General features: G+C 70.4%; 16 protein-coding genes. 10 read left to right on the forward strand and 6 right to left on the reverse strand.

All coding sequences use genetic code 11. From position 1 onward, the window contains the following. Positions 1 to 206: 206 nt before the first annotated feature. From WMF39_RS07940 to WMF39_RS07975, 8 genes are all read left to right on the forward strand, one after another. Positions 207 to 971, forward strand: a complete 765-nt coding sequence (locus tag WMF39_RS07940; protein WP_437744946.1) for a class I SAM-dependent methyltransferase — start codon at positions 207 to 209, stop codon at positions 969 to 971. An 11-nt stretch (positions 972 to 982) separates the two neighbouring features. Beyond that, positions 983 to 1,831, forward strand: a complete 849-nt coding sequence (locus WMF39_RS07945; RefSeq protein ID WP_437744947.1) for a methyltransferase domain-containing protein — start codon at positions 983 to 985, stop codon at positions 1,829 to 1,831. Then, the gene (locus tag WMF39_RS07950; RefSeq protein ID WP_437744948.1) at positions 1,824 to 2,879 is read left to right on the forward strand and encodes a polysaccharide deacetylase family protein; all 1,056 of its coding nucleotides are present in this window, start codon (positions 1,824 to 1,826) and stop codon (positions 2,877 to 2,879) included. Before WMF39_RS07945 ends, WMF39_RS07950 begins: the two co-directional genes overlap by 8 nt. 156 nt (positions 2,880 to 3,035) lie before the next feature. Then, the gene (locus WMF39_RS07955) at positions 3,036 to 4,067 is read left to right on the forward strand and encodes a hypothetical protein (RefSeq protein WP_437744949.1); all 1,032 of its coding nucleotides are present in this window, start codon (positions 3,036 to 3,038) and stop codon (positions 4,065 to 4,067) included. Between the two features lie 247 nt (positions 4,068 to 4,314). Next, entirely contained in the window at positions 4,315 to 4,641 is a 327-nt protein-coding gene (locus WMF39_RS07960) for an acyl carrier protein (RefSeq protein WP_049876196.1), read from the forward strand. Then, a complete protein-coding gene (locus WMF39_RS07965) occupies positions 4,638 to 5,582 on the forward strand; it encodes an SAM-dependent methyltransferase (protein WP_437744950.1) in 945 nt (314 codons plus the stop codon). The genes WMF39_RS07960 and WMF39_RS07965 overlap by 4 nt, the downstream gene beginning before the upstream one ends. Then, positions 5,579 to 7,252, forward strand: coding sequence for an AMP-binding protein (locus tag WMF39_RS07970; protein ID WP_437744951.1), 1,674 nt, complete (start codon positions 5,579 to 5,581; stop codon positions 7,250 to 7,252). Before WMF39_RS07965 ends, WMF39_RS07970 begins: the two co-directional genes overlap by 4 nt. Before the next feature lie 341 nt (positions 7,253 to 7,593). Further along, positions 7,594 to 7,779, forward strand: coding sequence for a hypothetical protein (locus WMF39_RS07975; protein ID WP_437744952.1), 186 nt, complete (start codon positions 7,594 to 7,596; stop codon positions 7,777 to 7,779). A gap of 59 nt (positions 7,780 to 7,838) precedes the next feature. Here WMF39_RS07975 and WMF39_RS07980 read toward each other — a convergent pair whose 3' ends face one another. Continuing rightward, the gene (locus WMF39_RS07980; protein ID WP_437744953.1) at positions 7,839 to 8,741 is read right to left on the reverse strand and encodes a glycoside hydrolase family 5 protein; all 903 of its coding nucleotides are present in this window, start codon (positions 8,739 to 8,741) and stop codon (positions 7,839 to 7,841) included. Here WMF39_RS07980 and WMF39_RS07985 point away from each other — a divergent pair. Further along, positions 8,734 to 9,096 carry a hypothetical protein gene (locus tag WMF39_RS07985; protein WP_437744954.1) on the forward strand — a complete coding sequence of 121 codons (363 nt, stop codon included), beginning with the start codon at positions 8,734 to 8,736 and terminating at the stop codon, positions 9,094 to 9,096. The genes WMF39_RS07980 and WMF39_RS07985 overlap by 8 nt on opposite strands. A 436-nt stretch (positions 9,097 to 9,532) precedes the next feature. On the opposite strand, the gene WMF39_RS07990 is transcribed toward WMF39_RS07985, so the two are convergent. Beyond that, on the reverse strand, positions 9,533 to 11,041 hold the full coding sequence (locus tag WMF39_RS07990; RefSeq protein ID WP_437744955.1) for a carboxypeptidase regulatory-like domain-containing protein: 1,509 nt from the start codon (positions 11,039 to 11,041) through the stop codon (positions 9,533 to 9,535). Between the two features lie 556 nt (positions 11,042 to 11,597). Here WMF39_RS07990 and WMF39_RS07995 point away from each other — a divergent pair. After that, a complete protein-coding gene (locus WMF39_RS07995) occupies positions 11,598 to 12,941 on the forward strand; it encodes an MATE family efflux transporter (RefSeq protein ID WP_437744956.1) in 1,344 nt (447 codons plus the stop codon). 79 nt (positions 12,942 to 13,020) lie between these two features. Here the strand turns inward: WMF39_RS07995 and WMF39_RS08000 are convergent, their stop codons facing one another. From WMF39_RS08000 to WMF39_RS08015, 4 genes are all read right to left on the reverse strand, one after another. Beyond that, on the reverse strand, positions 13,021 to 13,659 hold the full coding sequence (locus tag WMF39_RS08000) for a hypothetical protein (RefSeq protein WP_437744957.1): 639 nt from the start codon (positions 13,657 to 13,659) through the stop codon (positions 13,021 to 13,023). Between the two features lie 115 nt (positions 13,660 to 13,774). Beyond that, entirely contained in the window at positions 13,775 to 15,175 is a 1,401-nt protein-coding gene (locus tag WMF39_RS08005; RefSeq protein WP_437744958.1) for a sigma 54-interacting transcriptional regulator, read from the reverse strand. Between the two features lie 55 nt (positions 15,176 to 15,230). Next, a complete protein-coding gene (locus WMF39_RS08010; RefSeq protein WP_437744959.1) occupies positions 15,231 to 15,647 on the reverse strand; it encodes a Smr/MutS family protein in 417 nt (138 codons plus the stop codon). 95 nt (positions 15,648 to 15,742) lie between these two features. Continuing rightward, the gene (locus WMF39_RS08015; protein ID WP_437744960.1) at positions 15,743 to 16,996 is read right to left on the reverse strand and encodes a GAF domain-containing sensor histidine kinase; all 1,254 of its coding nucleotides are present in this window, start codon (positions 16,994 to 16,996) and stop codon (positions 15,743 to 15,745) included. Positions 16,997 to 17,171: the final 175 nt, after the last annotated feature.

Here is a 17,171-nt window from a genome sequence, read left to right on the forward strand (position 1 = left end):
CCTGCGTGCGCCTGCGTTGAGGAACGGAGGCGCGGGAAGAAGGCGGAGGGCTGGCTTGCATGTGAGCCTCCCCGTCCTCTAGGATTCGTCAAACTGGACGAATTTCGGGCAGCATTCGATCGCCCGCGCTGCGCGTGGTCGACTGCGGTTCTCCGGGAGGCTCCTCATGGAGCTGCCCTTTTCGCGATGGCATCGAGGAGGCGACGTTGAAGCTCACGTCACAGGAGTACTGGGAGAACCACTGGAAGGGCTACGTCGGCACCGACGATCTGGGTGGCGGCTGCGAGATCTACGACGACGTCGCTCCGTTCCTGCCGCGCGGGGAGGGGTTGTCGTTCTTCGAGATCGGCTGCGCACCAGGCCGTATCCTTGTCGACTTCTGTGGGCGCCTGGGGTTCACGGCGTACGGCCTGGATTACGCCTGCGACCCGGAGGTCGTCGAGCAGGAGATCCGGAAGCGCGGCATCAAGGTCGGCAAGATCGAGAAGGGGGATTTCTTCAACTGGAAGCCCCAGCAGAAGTTCGATATCGTTGCTTCCTTCGGGTTCATCGAGCACTTCGATGACGCCGGGGCGGTGATGGATCGGCACTTCGAGCTGGTGAAGCCGGGGGGCACCGTGGTCGTGGGCATGCCGAACTTCGCCGGCGGGCAGAAGGCGCTCCACTGGCTGCTCGATCGCAAGAACCTGAAAGGCCACAACACCCGCATCATGAACCTGCCGTTCCTGGAGGCCGCTGCCCGCCGCAACGGCGCCGAGATCGTCCAGGCCCGCTACACGGGCGGCCATTTCGATTTCTGGCTGGACGACGAGGCGCCGCTCCTGGCGCGGCGTGTCGTCTGGAAGGTCGTCCCGCCCCTCAAGGCGATCGCGCGCCGGGTGGTCCCCGGCGAGACGAACCCCTGGTTCTCGCCCTTCCTGTTCGCCATCTACCGGGCGCCCCTACTGCCCGCAGGGACAGCCGACGCTTGAGCCTTTCCCCGATGAGCGAGCCGAGCCAGAGCGCCGCCACCCCGCCGGCTGTCCGCGACGCAGACGCCGATCACCGCTTCCGCGAGAGCGCGCGGCGCCACGGCTGGGATCCCGACGATCCGTGGGTCGGGGGGTATGCCACGTGGGAGTGGCGCCGCAGCCGCCACGCCTACGACGACCTCTTCACGTCGGTCCGCGGCAAGAAGGTGCTCGAGTTCGGCTGCCACTTCGGCGGGACGGCGGTCGTGCTCGCGACCCTGGGCGCCGAGGTGACCGCGCTCGACGTCGACCCCATGTACGTCGAGCTGGCGCAGCTGAACGCCGAGCGCCACGGGCTGTCGGACCGGATCCGCGTTCATCACGTCCCCGACACGACCGCGATGCCGTTCGCCGACCGGGAGTTCGAGCTCGTCTCCTGCAACAGCGTGCTCGAGTACGTCCCGCCCGAGCGCCTGCCGGCCGTCCAGCGCGAGATCGATCGGGTGCTCGGGCCGTGGGGGTTCATCGTCATCCTGGGCACGAGCAACCGCCTCTGGCCGGTCGAGTGCCACAGCCGCCGTATCCTGATGAACTACGTGCCTCGGCTGCTGCGCCCGCTGTTCCCGGGCAGGTCGATCTACAGCGTATTCCCCTGGGAGCTCCGGCGCGGGTTCGGCGACTATGTCGACATCTCGCAGCAGGATCGGGGCCGGCTGATCGTCGACCTGAAGGCCAAGATGGGGCTGTCCGGGCCGCGGCTCATGGCCTACTCGGCGGCGAACCGGCTGCTCGGCCCGCTCGGGATGCACGTGGGCTTCGTGTCCCCGACGATCACGATGGTTCTTCAGAAGCGCGGTGAGGGAGGAGCTGGCGATGGCTGACGGGAGGACGCGGGTATACATCACCGTGGACGTCGAGTGCGCCGAGGAGCGCATCCTGGGCGATACCAAGTCTCCCGCGATGGGCTACGACCTCCGCATCTGGGGCCGCTTCGTCAACCAGCGCGAGCCCCTCGGCATCGAGCTCATCATGCGCGAGCTCGAGGCGTACGGCCAGCGCGGGACGTTCTTCGTCGAGGCCATCGGCTCGTACAGCTTCGGGATGGACGGGCTGACGAGCGTGTGCCAGGCGCTCCACAGCCGCGGCCACGACGTGCAGCTGCACGTGCACCCCGTGCAGCGGCGCGCGGACTGGCACACCCGGGGCGAGCCCCGCGTCTCCGACGACATCGCCGACTACCCGGTCGAGGAGCAGACGCGGCTCCTCCTCGAGGGGCGCGACCTGCTCGTGCGCGCGGGCGTCCCGGCGAGCGAGCTGCTCGGCTACCGCGCCGGCAATTTCGGCGCGAGCAACGACACCTGGCGGGCGATGAAGCGGGCGGGGCTCGTGCTGAGCAGCAACTACAACCCCTGCTACTTCAGCAAGAACTGCAAGATGCAGTATCCGGGCGCGCGGCTCGGCCTCTTCGAGACGCCCGAGCCGGGGGTGTACGAGCTGCCGGTCACGAACTTCATCGAGCCCACGAAGCGCTTCAGGCACCTTCAGATCACGGCGGTGACGCTCGACGAGATCAAGCACTGTCTCCTCCGCTACCGCGCCCTCGGGGTGAAGGAGGTCACGCTGGTGACCCACTCGTTCGAGTTCTATTTCCTCGACTCGGCGGAGGCGCGCCGCGGCTTCCCGAACCGGCTCAACGTCGAGCGGCTCCGCGGGCTCTGCCGCTTCCTCGACGAGAACTCGAAGGACTTCGAGGTCGACACCGTGGGCGCCCTCGCGGGCCGGCTCTCGGACGCGGCGTCTTCCACGCGCGGTGTCGACGAGGGCGCGCCGCCCTCGCTGCAGTTCCCCCACTCCAACGCGATCCACCACGCCCGCCGCGTCGTCGAGCAGGCGTACAAGCGCGTGGCGCAGCGGTTCACGTTCGGCTAGCTCCGTCGGCCAGGGGCGGCCGGGCTCCTGCTCCGCCGCGCGGCGGATCGCTCACCCGACCCCCGCGCCGTTCACCCGGCCCCCGCGCCCCTGCTGCCCTCCACGCTCGCGAACGTCGTCGACGATGGCGCCCCGCCGCGGTGCTAAGTAGCGCGTATGCGGCTCATCGGACAGATCCACGTTTCGCTCAAGGGCAGCATCATCCAGCGCAACCCCACCGTCTGGGAGAAGCTGAAGCGCAGCTTCGGCGCCACGGTGGATCTCGACACCGATCGCGTGCGCGTCGAGCTCGAGGCCACCGCCGTGGTCGATCAGGTGCGGGGGGCGCTCGTCCAGCTCGGGGTCACGAACGCCCTCTCGCTCGTGATCGACGACACGGTCATCTTCCAGGACACCGACGGGAAGCCGGACGATCTTCCCGATCTCGTGCTCGCGCTGTCCGAGCATTCCGCCGTGTTCGGGCGCGGGTTCAGCGAGCTCAGGTTCGCCGCCGAGCACGAGGAAGCAGGGCTGCACCTGGTCATCGAGACACGGGCGCGCACCGAGCACGCCGACGACGAGCCGGCGGGGCTCGTCTCCATCGGCGGGCGCCTGCGGGATCTCGAGCCGCGAGCCGGCGAGTCCGCGGAGGACTACCGCCGCCGCGTCGAGCCCCTGGCGAAGGATCCGGCGCTGTTCGAGGCGGCGCGGCTGCAGTTCGAGTCCTTCGTCGGGCGGGTCGAGGGCGCCCTCAAGGCCACGATGCCGGAGGCGCGCGTGGAGCATCACCACGCCGACGCGCGCGTCGTGCACGCGCCGGCGGGCGACGGCGCGGGCGACGGCGCGGGCGCCGAGCGGCCTCCCGTGGGCCCCACGCACCCGGGTTATGACCCGTTCGTCGTCTATTACCCGCCCAGCCCGCTGGGGATGATGCTGGACGTGATGCTCATCACCTCGTTCATGCACATGCTCACGCCCCCACACGTCCTCTTCGTGAACCCCGCGGGCACGATGCTCGGCACGGCGCAGGAGGCCGCCGAGAATCCTGACCTCTTGAACGGCGCGGATCGCGGCGGCGACGACCTCTCGGCGGGCGACGAGGGGGACAGGGCGGATGACGGCGATCCGTGGGGTGATGACGGCGGCGGGGTCGATGATGGCGGTGGGGTCGATGACGGCGGCGGGTTCGACGGCGATTTCGGCGATTGAGCCGCTCGCGCCGGCGCGCCGGGCCGCGGCGAGGCGCCGCGGCAGGGCCTCGCGCGTCTGTCGCGCGTAGGTTCCGGCGCGCAGCCCGCGACGCGCTGACCTCGCGGTCGAGCGGGCTCGTCCGGCCATGGACGACGACTGGCGATCATGGTACGCCGCGCTACGGCCGTGACCGGCGCTGGCATGAACATCTATCGCGCTGGCGTGTTGATGGTCGCGCGCGCCGAACCCTGGACTGGAGAGCGCGATGAACAAGAGCGAGGCGGCGCTTCGGAAGCAGCCGCAGGTGGCGGGCGGGGGCGATCCGGAGATCGCCAGAGAGGTCCGTACCATCATTGCAGAGCGATGTGGGATGAGCGTCGATGCCGTGACTCCGGACCTGTCGCTCGAGAGCGGCCTCGGCGTGGATTCACTGGCGCTCATCGAGGTCAATGTCGCGCTCGAGGAGCGATTCCAGATCGTGGCGCCCGATTTCGCGGCGCCCGATCAGGCGCAGATCAGCACGGTCGGTGACGTCATCGCCTTCGTCGAGGCGCAGATCGCGGCCCGGGGCGGCCGGGGAGGGGCGCCTTGATCGCCCCGCGCACGCGCGCCGAGCGCGAGGCCGCCGTCCGGACGCCCGAGGAGCAGCGGGAGCACGAGCGGCGCGAGGTCGCCGCTCATTACCAGAACGACCCGGAGATATTCTCCATGGTCCTCGACAGCCGCCTGGCCTACGCGACGGGCATCTTCCTCGATCCCGCCGAGAGCCTCGAGAAGGCGCAAGAGCGGAAGTACGACTGGGTCCGCCGCGAGCTCGACATCCACCCCGGAGAGCGCGTCCTCGACGTGGGGTGCGGCTGGGGCTCGAACCTCATCTATCTCGCCGAGCACACCGGCGGGAGCTTTCAGGGCGTCACGCTGAGCGACAAGCAGCGGCAGGAGGCGCTCCGCCGCGCCGACCGGGCGGGCGTCGCCTCGCGGGTCCGCATCGACCTCGCTCATATCGAGGACATCGACCTCGCGCCCGAGTCGCTCGACGCCGTGCTCTTCGTGGGCAGCATCGTGCACATGCACAACCGCGAGCGGATCCACCAGAAGATCGCCGCCGCGCTGCGCCCGGGCGGCAGGCTGCTCATCTCCGACTGCTATTTCCCGGCGCGCGCCCGCGGGGACCGGGAGAGCTCTGCGACGCAGTACATCTTCGTCGAGGCGCTCGGCTATTGCCGCCTGATCTCGCTGGCCGAGGAGCTCGGGATGATCGAGCAGGCCGGCCTCGATGTCCGGCGCGTCGAGGATCTCACGAGCTCCTACGTGCACACGGTCGCCCGGTGGATCGACAACGTGCGCACGAACCGCGCCCGGATCGACGCCCGCGCGCCCGGCTTCTCGCGGCTGCTCCAGACGTACATGACCGTGGGCCGGCTCTCCTTCGCGCGCCGCACCGCGCTCGAGTACATGATCGTGGCGACGAAGGGCGGCGGCCGCGAGCGCCTCGGCGTCGCGCCCTCGCCCGAGCCGGGGCGCGCGCCGTGAGCCGCGGGCTCTCCGCGCGGACGGTCGCGGGCCTGCTCAGGGCGCGGGCCGAGGCGACGCCGGATCGATTCGGGTTCTATCACAAGCAGCAGGGCGAGTTCGTCGGGTGGTCGTGGGCGGAGTACTGGCGCCGCGCGTGCGCGGCGGCGTCGGGCCTGCTCGCGGCGGGGGTGCGCCCGGGCGATCGGGTGCTCCTGCTCGTGACGGACGTGGAGGTGGCGGTGCCGTGCCTCTTCGGCGTCTGGGTGCTCGGCGCGGTGCCGATCCAGGTCGGGGTGCCCTATCGGCTCACGGACGTGGCGGCGTTCCTCGGCGAGCTCCGGAGGACGGCCGCCCGCGTCGGCGCGCGCGCGCTCGTGGTCTCGTCCGCGCTGCTCGGCTTCGCGCAGGGCGAGGAGGGGGCGGACGGCCTCCTCCAGCTCGCCGCCGAGCCGCTGCTCGACGCGCCCCTCGCGGGCTCGCTGCCCGATCCGGAGCGCGCGCCCGGGCCCGCGCTCATCCAGCTCACGAGCGGCAGCACCGGGCACCCGCGCGGCGTGGTGATCCCGCACGAGCGGCTGATGCTGCACCTCGACGCGATGAGCCAGCGGCTCACGGTGCGCGGCGAGGGCGCGGGGGGCGTCTCGTGGCTGCCGCTCCACCACGACATGGGCCTCGTCGGCGGGCTGCTCTTCCCGCTCTTCAACGATTTCCCCGTTCACATGCTCTCGCCGCTCGAGTTCCGGACGCGGCCGTTCTCGTGGCTCGCGGAGATGTCGAGCATCCGGGGCGTCATCTCGCTCGGGCCGCCGAGCGCCTATTCCATCTGCATCGGCCTCGCCCGCCGCGCCGTCGAGGCGGGCCTCGATCTCGGCGCGTGGCGGTGCGCGATGATCGGCGCCGAGCCGATCTCCCCTGCCTTGCTCCGCCGCTTCGCGGAGGCGTTCGCGCCCTGCGGCTTCCGCGTCGAGGCGTTCTTCCCCGTCTACGGGCTGGCCGAGGCGACGGTCGCCGTGACCTTCCCCGACCTCTACGCCGAGCCGCGCGCCCTCACGGTGGATCGCGGCCTGCTGGAGCGCGAGGGCCGCGTCGAGGAGGCCGCGCCTGGCCCCCTCTCGCTGGAGCTCGCCGGCGTCGGCAGGCCGATCCCGCACACGGAGATCCGGATCGTGGACGCCCAGCGCGGCCCCGTCCCGGAGCGCACGGTGGGGGAGATCGAGGTGCGCTCGGAGACGGTGATGGAGGGCTATTTCAACGAGCCCGAGGCGACCGCCGAGGCGCTCGTGGGCGGGTGGCTGCGCACGGGCGATCTCGGGTTCATCGATCGCGGGACGCTGTTCGTCACCGGCCGGAAGAAGGAGGTGATCATCAAGGGCGGTCACACGATGATCCCCGCCGTGATCGAGGAGATCGCCTCCCGGGTCGACGGGATCCGGGCCGGGTGCGTGGTCGCGGTCGGGCTGTTCGTCGAGGAGCGCCAGACCGAGTCGGTCTACGTGGTGGCCGAGACGCGCGCCGAGGCGTCCGAGCAAGCCGGCCTCGCGGAGCGCGTGCGAGAGGCGCTGCGGGCGAACGGCGTCACGGTGGACCAGGTCGTCCTGGTTCCGCCGGGCGAGCTGCCCAAGACGACGAGCGGCAAGCTGCGACGCCGGGAGGTCGCCGAGCGGCTGCGCGCGGGGGCGCTTCGCTGAAGAGCGCGCCGGCCCCGCCACCCCACCATCCGTCACCAACGTGAACGTGAACGTGAACGTGGTCGTGAACGTGGTCGTGGTCGTGGTCGTGGTCGTTCACGGCCTATCGTTGACGACCACGACCACGACCACGACGACGACCACGTAAACGTTCGGATGTAGGAGGACGCGGCGGGAAGCTTGGTTAACGATCTGCCAGGGGACCGTCGTCCAGAGGTCTTTTCCGTTCGTCTCAACCATGGACAGACGCGGCGCGGCTCGGCCGATTTCGCGGGCGCTGCAGGGCTGTGCGCGATAGATCCCGGAATCGCTCTCCGGAGCACAACCGAACGGGACCGTCCATGTTGAGCAGCCTGCGAGACCACGAGTCCACCTGTCCCGCTCCGCTTTCGCCCGAGGCGCGCGCGTGGGAGCTGGAGCAGCTCCGGGCGCTCGGCCTCGAGGACGACGACTGGTGCTCGGACGATCAATGCCCCTTCTGTGCCGGGCGGCCCCTGTCCGTGGAGAGCAAACGAGCGCACGGGTGAGCGGCGCCCTCGGTCGGGGCCGGGTCACCGGCGCGAGCGGTCGGTGACCCGCGCGGGGATCACTCTGCGATCTTCCCCTTCACCCACTTGCCCGACTCGGTGAGGTCGTTGTCGGTCCAGTTGCCCATCTGGTTTGCGTTGGGCCTGAGCGCGGAGCACGCCTCGGCCTTGTCGCCCAGCGACCAGTTGGCCCAGCTGATGTTGTGCGCGTCCAGGAAGTCGAGCCAGGTCTGCGACTCGCCGAGGTTGAGCTGGCCGTTGCCGTCGGCGGAGCAGGTCCCCCACTCGGTCACGAACAGCGCCAGCTTCTTGTTGATGGCTTTCTGGGCCTTCTCGCGCAGCGACCCCTTGTGCGTGTTGGCGTAGAAGTGGAGGGTGTACGCCACGTTCTGATCGCTGAGGGGATTGTCCGCGGCGATGTCGACGTCCTGCGACCAGTTCGGCGAGCCGACGATGACCAGGTTGTTCGCGCCCTGGCCCCGGATCTCCGAGATCACCGCCTCGGCGTAGGACTTCACCGCGGGCCAGGTGTTCGTGTTGAGGGGCTCGTTGAAGACCTCGAAGATGACGTTGGGCGTGTTCTTGTAGGCCTGCGCCACCTCGCGGAAGTAGCTCTTCGCCAGGTCCAGGTGCTGGTGCGCGTTGTGATCGTGCCAGTCGAGGATGACGTAGATGCCCTTCGCGATCGCCGCGTCGGCGATGGTCTTCGCCTTGGCCTTCTGGGCGCCCGCGTCCTGGAGGTACCCGTCTTCGCCCTCGATGCCCATGGCGGCGCGGACGACGGTCGACTCCCAGTTGTCCGCGATCGAGTTGACGACATTGCCGTTGTAGTAGTTGCTCCACTGGCTCCAGAACAGGCTCATGCCCTTGAGCTGGACCGGGGACCCGTGCTCGCCGACGATGTTGCCGTTCATGACCCGGAGCCGGCCATGACGCTCGACCGGCGTGCCGTCCGTGGGCACCCCCCCGGTGCTCGCGCTCGTCGTGGACGAGGCCGATGTCGTCGCCGAGGTCGTCGACGCGCTCGAGGTCGTCGCGCTCGCGGAGGTCGTCGAGGCGCTCGAGGTCGTCGCGCCCGCGGAGGTCGTCGAGGCGCTCGAGGTCGTCGCGCTCGCGGAGGTCGCCCCGCCGCCGCCCGCGCCGCCCGCGCCGCCCGCGCCGTCGTCCGTCCCCGCGTCACCGCAGCCGATCAGCACGGTGGCTTGCAACGCAACCACCGCAAGGCCGAATGACCACTTCGACCTGCCAAGCACACCGCGAAGCAAAACACTTTTCATCATGTCCTCCAAGAGAAGTATCCGGATGGCGCGGCATTAAAAGGGCAGTTCAGCGCCATGGCAAGCCCTCTGCGTGCCTCTGATCAAGGGATAAAATCCACGCTTTTTGTATGGCAGAATACAGTATTGGCGCGTGCAGGTTACAACCGCGGCCGGTGGTCTCCAGCGAGAGCGTGAGGCGAAGCCTTCACGGGCGCCGATCTGAGGGAGCTGTGGTGTGCAGGCAACAGAAATTTCGCAAAAAATATGCCAGTTGGCGGAGCCCGTGATGCGGACGCTGCTGCGCTGCGTCTCTGGTCTGCGCGCGGGGGCTGTGCCGCGCGGGTCCACGCAGGCTACGGTGTTCCCCTTGGTGGTCGGGTGACCACCCTGGGCAACCGCCTATCCATGCGCAGGGCGTCAATATCGCTCAGGAAATTGCGAGCGAGCGCCTCCGGAATGTCAAGCCGCGAGCGCCGCGCCCGTCGAGGCGCTCGTCACGTCGGCACCGGCACTGGGGGCGGCTCGTCGTCCGGCGCGATGCAGGCGGACAGGTCGAACAGCATGAAGAGCAGCGCCTTCTCCTGGGCGGTCAGCTCATGCGGCGCCCCGTCGCGGTCTTCACAGCCGCTCGGGAACGGCGCCCCGGCGACGTCGCTCGCCGCCACGTGGATGTCCGTGTACACGAACCTGCCGCACTGCTCTTCTTCCGGCGCGCCGATGGGCGTGTTGAACGTGAAGTATTTGACCCCCGCGGGCGCGTCGAAATCGGTGTTGGCCTCGTTGTAGAGCCACCGCGTCGCGATCTCCTCGTTCACCGAGTCGACCCAGTGCTGCGGATCGTCGATCTCGATCTGCCCGGGCACGGTCGACGCTCCCACGTTGGCGAGCCAGTCCCGGAGCGCCAGGCCCTTCGGGAACGTGGTGTCGACGAGCACGGGGAGCCCGTCGTCGGGATCGCTCTCCTCGTCCCATTCCGCCGTCTCCGGGAACCGCTCCGGCCCGAGCCGGAGCCAGGTGTTGTGCCAGTGCGACGCGAACACGCGGCCTCCCGCGGAGGCGTAGTCGAACATCGCTCGCAGCGCGGCCTCCGGCTTGTCGTCCCCGAACTCGGATCCCTCGCACGACAGGATCACCATGTCGTATCGACGCAGGTCGTCGAGCGAGCCCCAGAACTCCCGCGCGAGGGAGAAGGGGGCGCCGTCGTTCAGGCCGTCTCGGTACCTGCTCGTCGCGCTGTCGCCCTCGATGGCGCGCCCGGCGAACAGGTTCACCCGCCCGTCGCCCGCCTCCGGCGTGAACTCCGACGCGTCGATTCCCATCTTGTACAGCAGGCACTCCAGCACGTCCGAGCCGCCGGTCGTCAGCGCGATCTTCGGGAGGTGGCCCTCCGCCTTGCTGCGCGGCAGGCGGACCGTCCTGTCCACGGTCGGGTTGTCGACGCACCCCTCGATCTTCGGCAGCGTGATCTGACGCCGCCATTTGCCGAGCTGGACGACCAGCGGGATATCCACCCCGACGGGCACGTTCTCCAGCACGAAGCGCCCGTTCGTGTCCGTCAGCGCGGTCGCGATCGGATCGCCGGAGAGCGTCACATCGCACCGATCGCAGCTCGCCCCGTCGGTGATGGGCTCAAGCTCCCTGTTCGGGACGTACACCGTGACGTTGTACAGCGGGAGTTTGCCCGCGGGCTCGTACACGGTGCCGCTCACGGTGGTCGTGCCGCCGCCTGGACAGGCGATCTGCTGGCACTCGAGCCCTTCGCACCCGCCGCTCGTGACCCCTGACCCGCCGCTCCCCGCCAGGAAGGGGATTCCCCCGGAGCCGCCCCCCGCAGGGAAGGGGATTCCCCCGGAGCCGCCCCCACCCGCGCTCTGGTCGGCTCCGCCGCCGGACGTCGCGCCGATCGTCCCGCCGGAATCGCCGCAGGAGCATCCGCCAGCGACAGCCGGCGCCATGGCCGCCGCGGCCAGGAGCCATCGGGCGCTGCCGTGCAATATCCCCATTTGATCCTCCAGGCGCAGAAGGACGAGTGTGCCCTGTTCCGCCCCTTCCCAGAGTAATCGAACCGCGGGGACACGGGAAGGGACAACCATGCAAGGATGCGAGCGAGAGCACGCTCTTGCGTGCGTTGACGGAAGCCCTCCTCTCCATCTGCGCCACCGGGGGAGGCGCGGGGCAGTCGGGGGTCTTTGCTCGGTCTTGCTCGGTCTTGCTCGGTCTTGCTCGGTCTTGCTCGGTTTCGCTCTGCCTCGCTAGGTTTCCGTGCGATCGCGCGGACCGTGAGGAGATAGGCGACAGCGGCACCAACCTTCGTTCCGCGTACCACCGCGCCCCGCGGCCGCGCGACGCGCGACGCGCGACCACACCGCGCGGAACAGCGGGGAACAGCGGGGAACGGCTGCGAACAGCGCAGGACATCGCCGGACATCGCGGGACTTCCCGAGACCGCGCGACGGCGCCCGCGCGGCCGTGTTCCGTCATGGCGAGATGCCCCTCGGCAGAGTAGGATGCGGCGCTTTGCAATCGGTCCTACCTGCCCCCGCTCTCCCTCGCCCGCGTTTGCTGGAGATCACCTGGCCCATCTTCAGCGAGAACCTGCTGCACATGCTCGTCGGCGTGTTCGGCGTATGGCTGGTCAGCCGCCTCTCGGACGAGGCCGCCGCCGCGTACGGGCTGTCCAACCAGATCATGTTGACCTTCATGATCACCTTTCGCTTCGTCAGCGTCGGCGCGAGCGTGGTGGTCACCCAGTATCTCGGCGCGCGGGACCGCGCCGGGGCGGAGCAGGTCGCGCGGGCGTCGCTCGCGGCCAATCTCTGGCTCGGCGTCTTCAGCTTCGCCGTCATCGCGATCGGCGCGAGGCCGCTGCTCGAGCTGATGCGCCTGCCGCCTTCCCTGTTCCCGATCGCGGAGCCTTATCTGATCGCCGTCGGCGTGATGCTGGCGTTCGACGCGGTGAATTTCTCGATGGGCTCGGTGCTGCGCGCGCACACCCACACCCGCGACACGCTGCGCCTCATCGTCATCATGTACATCGTGCAGCTCGCGCTCAGCCTGCCGCTCATGTTCGGTGTCGCCGGGGCTCCGGGGCTCGGCATGATGGGGCTCGCGCTGGCCGCGGTGGTCGGGCGCGCGCTCTCGTTCTGGATGCACCGGCAGCTCTGGATCTCGCGCCTCGGCATCCGCCCGACCTTCGAGGATTTCTGGCGCATTCGCCCCGATCGCCTCCGCGAGATGCTGCACATCGGCCTGCCGGGGGCGGGCGAGAACGTGGTCTATCGCATCAGCTTCATGATCATCCTCGCGATGGTCGCCAACATGGGGCCGACGGCGCTCACCACCCATACGTACACGATGCAGATCATGCATTTCCTGCTCCTGTTCGGCATGGCGATCGGCTTCGGGACCGAGATCGTGGTCGGGCACCACATCGGCGCCGGCGATCTGCAGGGCGCCGATCGCCTGGTGCGCGGCGGCCTGGCGATCGGGTTCTGCGTGTGCGTGAGCCTGGTGATCGCCACCGCGCTGCTCGGCCCCCACCTGCTCGGCCTCTTCTCGCGCGATCCCGAGGTGATCGCCACCGGCTCCCGGCTGCTCTGGCTGACCCTCCTCGTCGAGCCGGGCCGCACGCTCAACCTGGTCGTCATCAACGGGCTCCGCGCCACCGGCGACGCCCGCTTCCCGGTCGGGTTCGGCGTCTTCTCGATGTTCGCCGTGGCCGTCGGGCTGTCCTGGCTTCTCGGCGTCCACCTCGGCTGGGGGCTCGCCGGCGTCTGGGTCGCCTACGCCGCCGACGAGTGGGTCCGCGGGCTGGTCATGGCCGCGCGCTGGCACTTCCAGGGCTGGGTGCCCCACGCGCGGCGCACCTTCCGTCGGGTGCGGCTGAGCAGCCGCCCCGCGTGAGCGCTCGCGCTTGCGCTCGCCGAACAACCGCTCCGAGCAAGGGTGAAGCGCCGCCCGGCGGAAGGCGGCCGGGCGCCGGTCATCCCGCGGGCGCGCTCACCTTCTCGGTGACGGCCATGCACAGCGCGGCCACGCCGCGCCTCGGGACGGTGACGAGCTTGTCGCGGAAGCTGGCGCGCTGATCGGTGTACAGCTTCGACACCTTGTGCGAGAGGATCGTCGAGCTCCAGACCGCGACCACGTCCGCCCAGCGGAGATCGGCGTCGGCCTTCGTCGCATTGCGGTGACCCTCTCCGTCCACGATGCGGATCTCGACCTCGCCCGCGAGCAGCTGCCGCAGGTCCTCGGACGTGCCTGGTCCGCCGCCGACCACGAGCAGCCTCCGCAGCCCGCGCGCGTGGAACGCGCCGATCATGGCGAGCGCTGCCCGCTTGTTCGCCGAGCTGCCGCAGAGGTCGCAGACGGCGTCGGCGCCGACCTCGACCACGCGGAGCCCGGCCTTCGGCGGCAGCTTCGCGCACTCGGCGCAGCGGCGCTCGACCCGCTCCTCCGCCGGCGCCGACGGCGGGGGGCGACCGAGCGCCTGCTGCGCCTGGCCCGCGAGCTCCGCCGGGAGGAAGTCCGCGGGGTGGCGGAGCTCCGTCGCTGGCGCATGCTCCGCGAGCCAGAGGAGCAGATCGGTTTCTGAAATATTCAGAGATTTTGCGAGGTTGCGCACACGGACGGATCGCGCCATTGCGACGCGACTGTGACATGTGCAGCACCGCTGCGCCCTTTTCTATCGCAGGGGTGGTGGCCTCGGGCTGGCCCCGATGTGGCCCGGCATGCCCGGCTCAGTCGAGGGCGGCGGCGCGGCGCAGCCCGTGGCGCTGGAGGAGGCGGTGGAGGTACATCCGGTCGAGCCCTGCTTTGCGCGCGGCGCGGCTCACGTTGCCGTTCGACCACTCCAGCAGGGCGGCGAGGTAGCGCCGCTCGAACTGGTCGATGATCGCGTCCTTCGCCTCCTTGAAGGGCATCTCGATGTTCGCGGCGGGCTCCTCGGGCGCGGCGCCCGGCGGCGCGGAGCTGCGCTCGGGCGGCGCCGCCCCCATGGAGGCGCCCTCGCCGAGCACGACGCGGCGCTCGACGTAGTTCCTCAGCTCTCGCACGTTGCCGGGCCAGTCGTAACGCTTCATGTCCTCGATGACCTCGGGGGCGAAGAGGTGCACCTTGTCGATGGCGCCGAGCTCGTTCAGGAAGCAGTGGACGAGGAGGCCGATGTCCTCCTTGCGCTCCCGCAGCGGCGGGACGCGCACGGTGAGCACCGAGAGGCGGTAATAGAGGTCCTCGCGGAACCTGCCGCTGTTCACCTCGCGCTCCAGGCGCCGGTTCGTGGCGGCGATCACCCGGATATCGACCTTGCGCACCCGGCTCTCGCCGAGCCTGCGCACCTCGCGCGAGGCGAGGGCGCGGAGGAGCTTCGGCTGCATCTCCAGCGGCAGCTCGCCGATCTCGTCGAGGAAGACGGTGCCGCCGTCGGCCTCCTCGAAGGCGCCGGCGCGGTCGCGCGTGGCGCCCGTGAAGGAGCCGCGCACGTGGCCGAACAGCTCGCTCTCGATGAGGCTCGGCGAGATGGCGCCGCAGTCGACGATGACGAGCGGCTTGTCGGCGCGGGCGCCGCGCTGGACGAGCTCGGTGGCGATGACCTCCTTGCCCGTGCCGTTCTCGCCCTCGATCAGCACGTCGGGCGCGCTCTTCGCCACGCGATCGAGGACGGGGAAGAGGCGCCGCATGGGCACCGACACGCCCTGGAGCGCCCCGAAGCTGACCGCGCGCGCGAGCTCGGTCTCGGCGACGGCGTCGGCGTCGCGGATGCGCACGACCGACTCGCCGAGCTCGATGCGGCACTCCGGCAGGATGGCGTCGGCGTCGCGCACGCGGACGCCGGCGATGGTCGTCCCGTTGAGCGAGCCGACGTCCGTCAGCCGGAACGTGGACTTCACGCGCTCGAGGATGCAGTGGAAGCGGGAGACGGCGCGGTCGGCGAGCACGAGGTCGTTGCTCTGGTGGGAGCCGATGCGGATGAAATCGCCGTCGAGCACCATGGCCCGGCTCGCGGGCTTGCCCCCCTCGCGCTCGACGCACAGCTCGATCCGGGGCACCGCGAGCACCTCGCCCTTCGCCATGCGGGGCTCCGTGGAGGCCGCGAGGCTCGGCGGGCCGGGGTCGTCGGGCGTGGCGGGGGGGCGCGGCATGCGCGCCATCTTACGCGCGAGCCTGTGCTCGTCCAGAGGCGGCCCTGCCGGCGGCTCAGGGCGAGAGGTCGCCGCCCGCCGCCTTGAGCCACACGACGGTGGCCCCCCACCCGCCGCGGGAGGCCGGGGCGTCGCGGAAGCCGTCCACGGCCGGGTGGCGCGAGAGGACGGCCCGGACGACGCGGCGCTGCACGCCCTTGCCGCGGCCGTGGATGATGCGCACCTCGCGGAACCCGCGCAGCTGCGCCTCGTGGAGGTACTCCTCGACCACGGAGGCGACGTCGCGCGGGGCGAACGTGTGCAGGTCGATCGCGTCCTCGATCGGCATGACCACGACGTCGTCGTCGCCGGGCGGCTCGGGCGCCCCTTCGGGTGGCCCGGCCACGGGCGCCCCGATCTCGGCGAGGTCGGGCGGCGCGGGCGCGCGGGGCGAGAGCGCGCGGTCGAGCCATGCGCGGAGCCGGCGGAGCATCCGCGCGGTGTAGCCGAGCCGGAGGCGCCCGCCACCGCGCGCGGACCGCGGCGCATGCCGGCGCGAGGGGCGTCGGCGCCGGTGCCGCATCGGGATCAGGGCTCGTCCCGAAAAGCGGGGGGGCCGCCCGCACGCATGCTCAGCCGGAACGTCGCGCCGCTTCCAGGAGGGGAGCTCGCGACCAACGTGGCCCCGTGGGCGGCTGCGATCCTGCTCGCCAGGTACAGCCCGAGGCCGACCCCCGACGCATTGCCGCTCGCGACGAAGCGGTCGAAGATGCGGGGAAGGAGCTCCGGAGGCACGCCGGGTCCGCGGTCGATGACGTCGACGTGGACGTGCTCCATTCCCTTGATCAGCTCGCTGGTGAGCTTGATGAGGACCCACTTTCCCGGGGGCGAGTGCTTGATCGCATTGCTGACGAGGTTCTCCAGGGCCTGGCGGAGGCGATCCCTGTCCGCCACGACGACGAGCTCGGGTGGGCCCTCGACGCGGATCTCGACGCTGGGTGTCCCGAGGGCAGCGGCGATGTCCCGCGCCAGCGAGGCGAGGTTCATGGGCGCAGGCACGATCTCGAAGAGCCCCTGCTCGATGCGCCCCACGTCCAGCAGATCCGAGATGAGCTGGCCGAGCCGGGCGACCGAGGCGGTCGCGCGGTCGACGTCGCGCAGATCGTCGGCCCGGCCGTCGACCTCCGCGCGCCGGCGGATCAGACCAAGGCGGCCCATGAGCGGGGTCAGGTAGTTTCGCAGATCGTGCGCCAGCACGGTGATGAGCTCCTCCGCGGCCTGGCGCCGGCCTTGCGCGAGCGCGGCGGAGGTGACCTGCTCGACGAGCTCCGCCCGGTGCGTCAGGGCGCCGATCCAGTGCGTGATCGCGCTGAGGAAGCGGAGATCCTCGTCGGAGAAGAACTCCGGCGCGGCAGCGTGAGCAGAGACGACGCCGCGCCGCTCGCCGTCGACGGCGAGCCGGACCGCGATGTGCGATCGCACGCCGAGCTCGTGGACCAGGCCGGGCAGCTCGCCGGGCTCCTGGTCCGCATGCCCCGTCATGTGGGGATCGCCGGTCGTGAAGACGCGGGCGATCGAGCCGCCGTTGGCGACCGGATGGATGTCGAGCCCGAGCGTCCGCTGGCGCCGGCCCATGGGCGTGTTGCTCGTCCCCAGCGCACGCAGCGTGTTCCTGCCGGGGTCGAAGAGGAAGATATCGATCTTGTCGGCGCCGAGAGCGCTGACGAGGAGCTCACTCGCCTCGTTGAGCGACTGCCTCAGGTCGGCCGCCGGGAGCTCGAGCAAGCGCTGGAGTGTCGATATCAGCCTACCTTCCTTCGAGCGGGCTTCCTTTCCGGACATGCTGCTTTCTCGCTCCGTGATCCGCTCGACACCGTGCGCTCGGCGGCGGACGCGCGAGCCGGCGGTAAACGGTGGATTGGGTCGTTATGACGACGCTGTCGCCCGAACGGTAGATGTGCGCGGCGCTGGCTGCCGCTCCGGCGCAAATCCACGCGAGCGACCGGCGACACGGACG

The organism is Sorangium sp. So ce1504 (assembly GCF_051521635.1).
Taxonomy (GTDB): Bacteria; Myxococcota_A; Polyangia; order Polyangiales; family Polyangiaceae; genus Sorangium; species Sorangium cellulosum_B.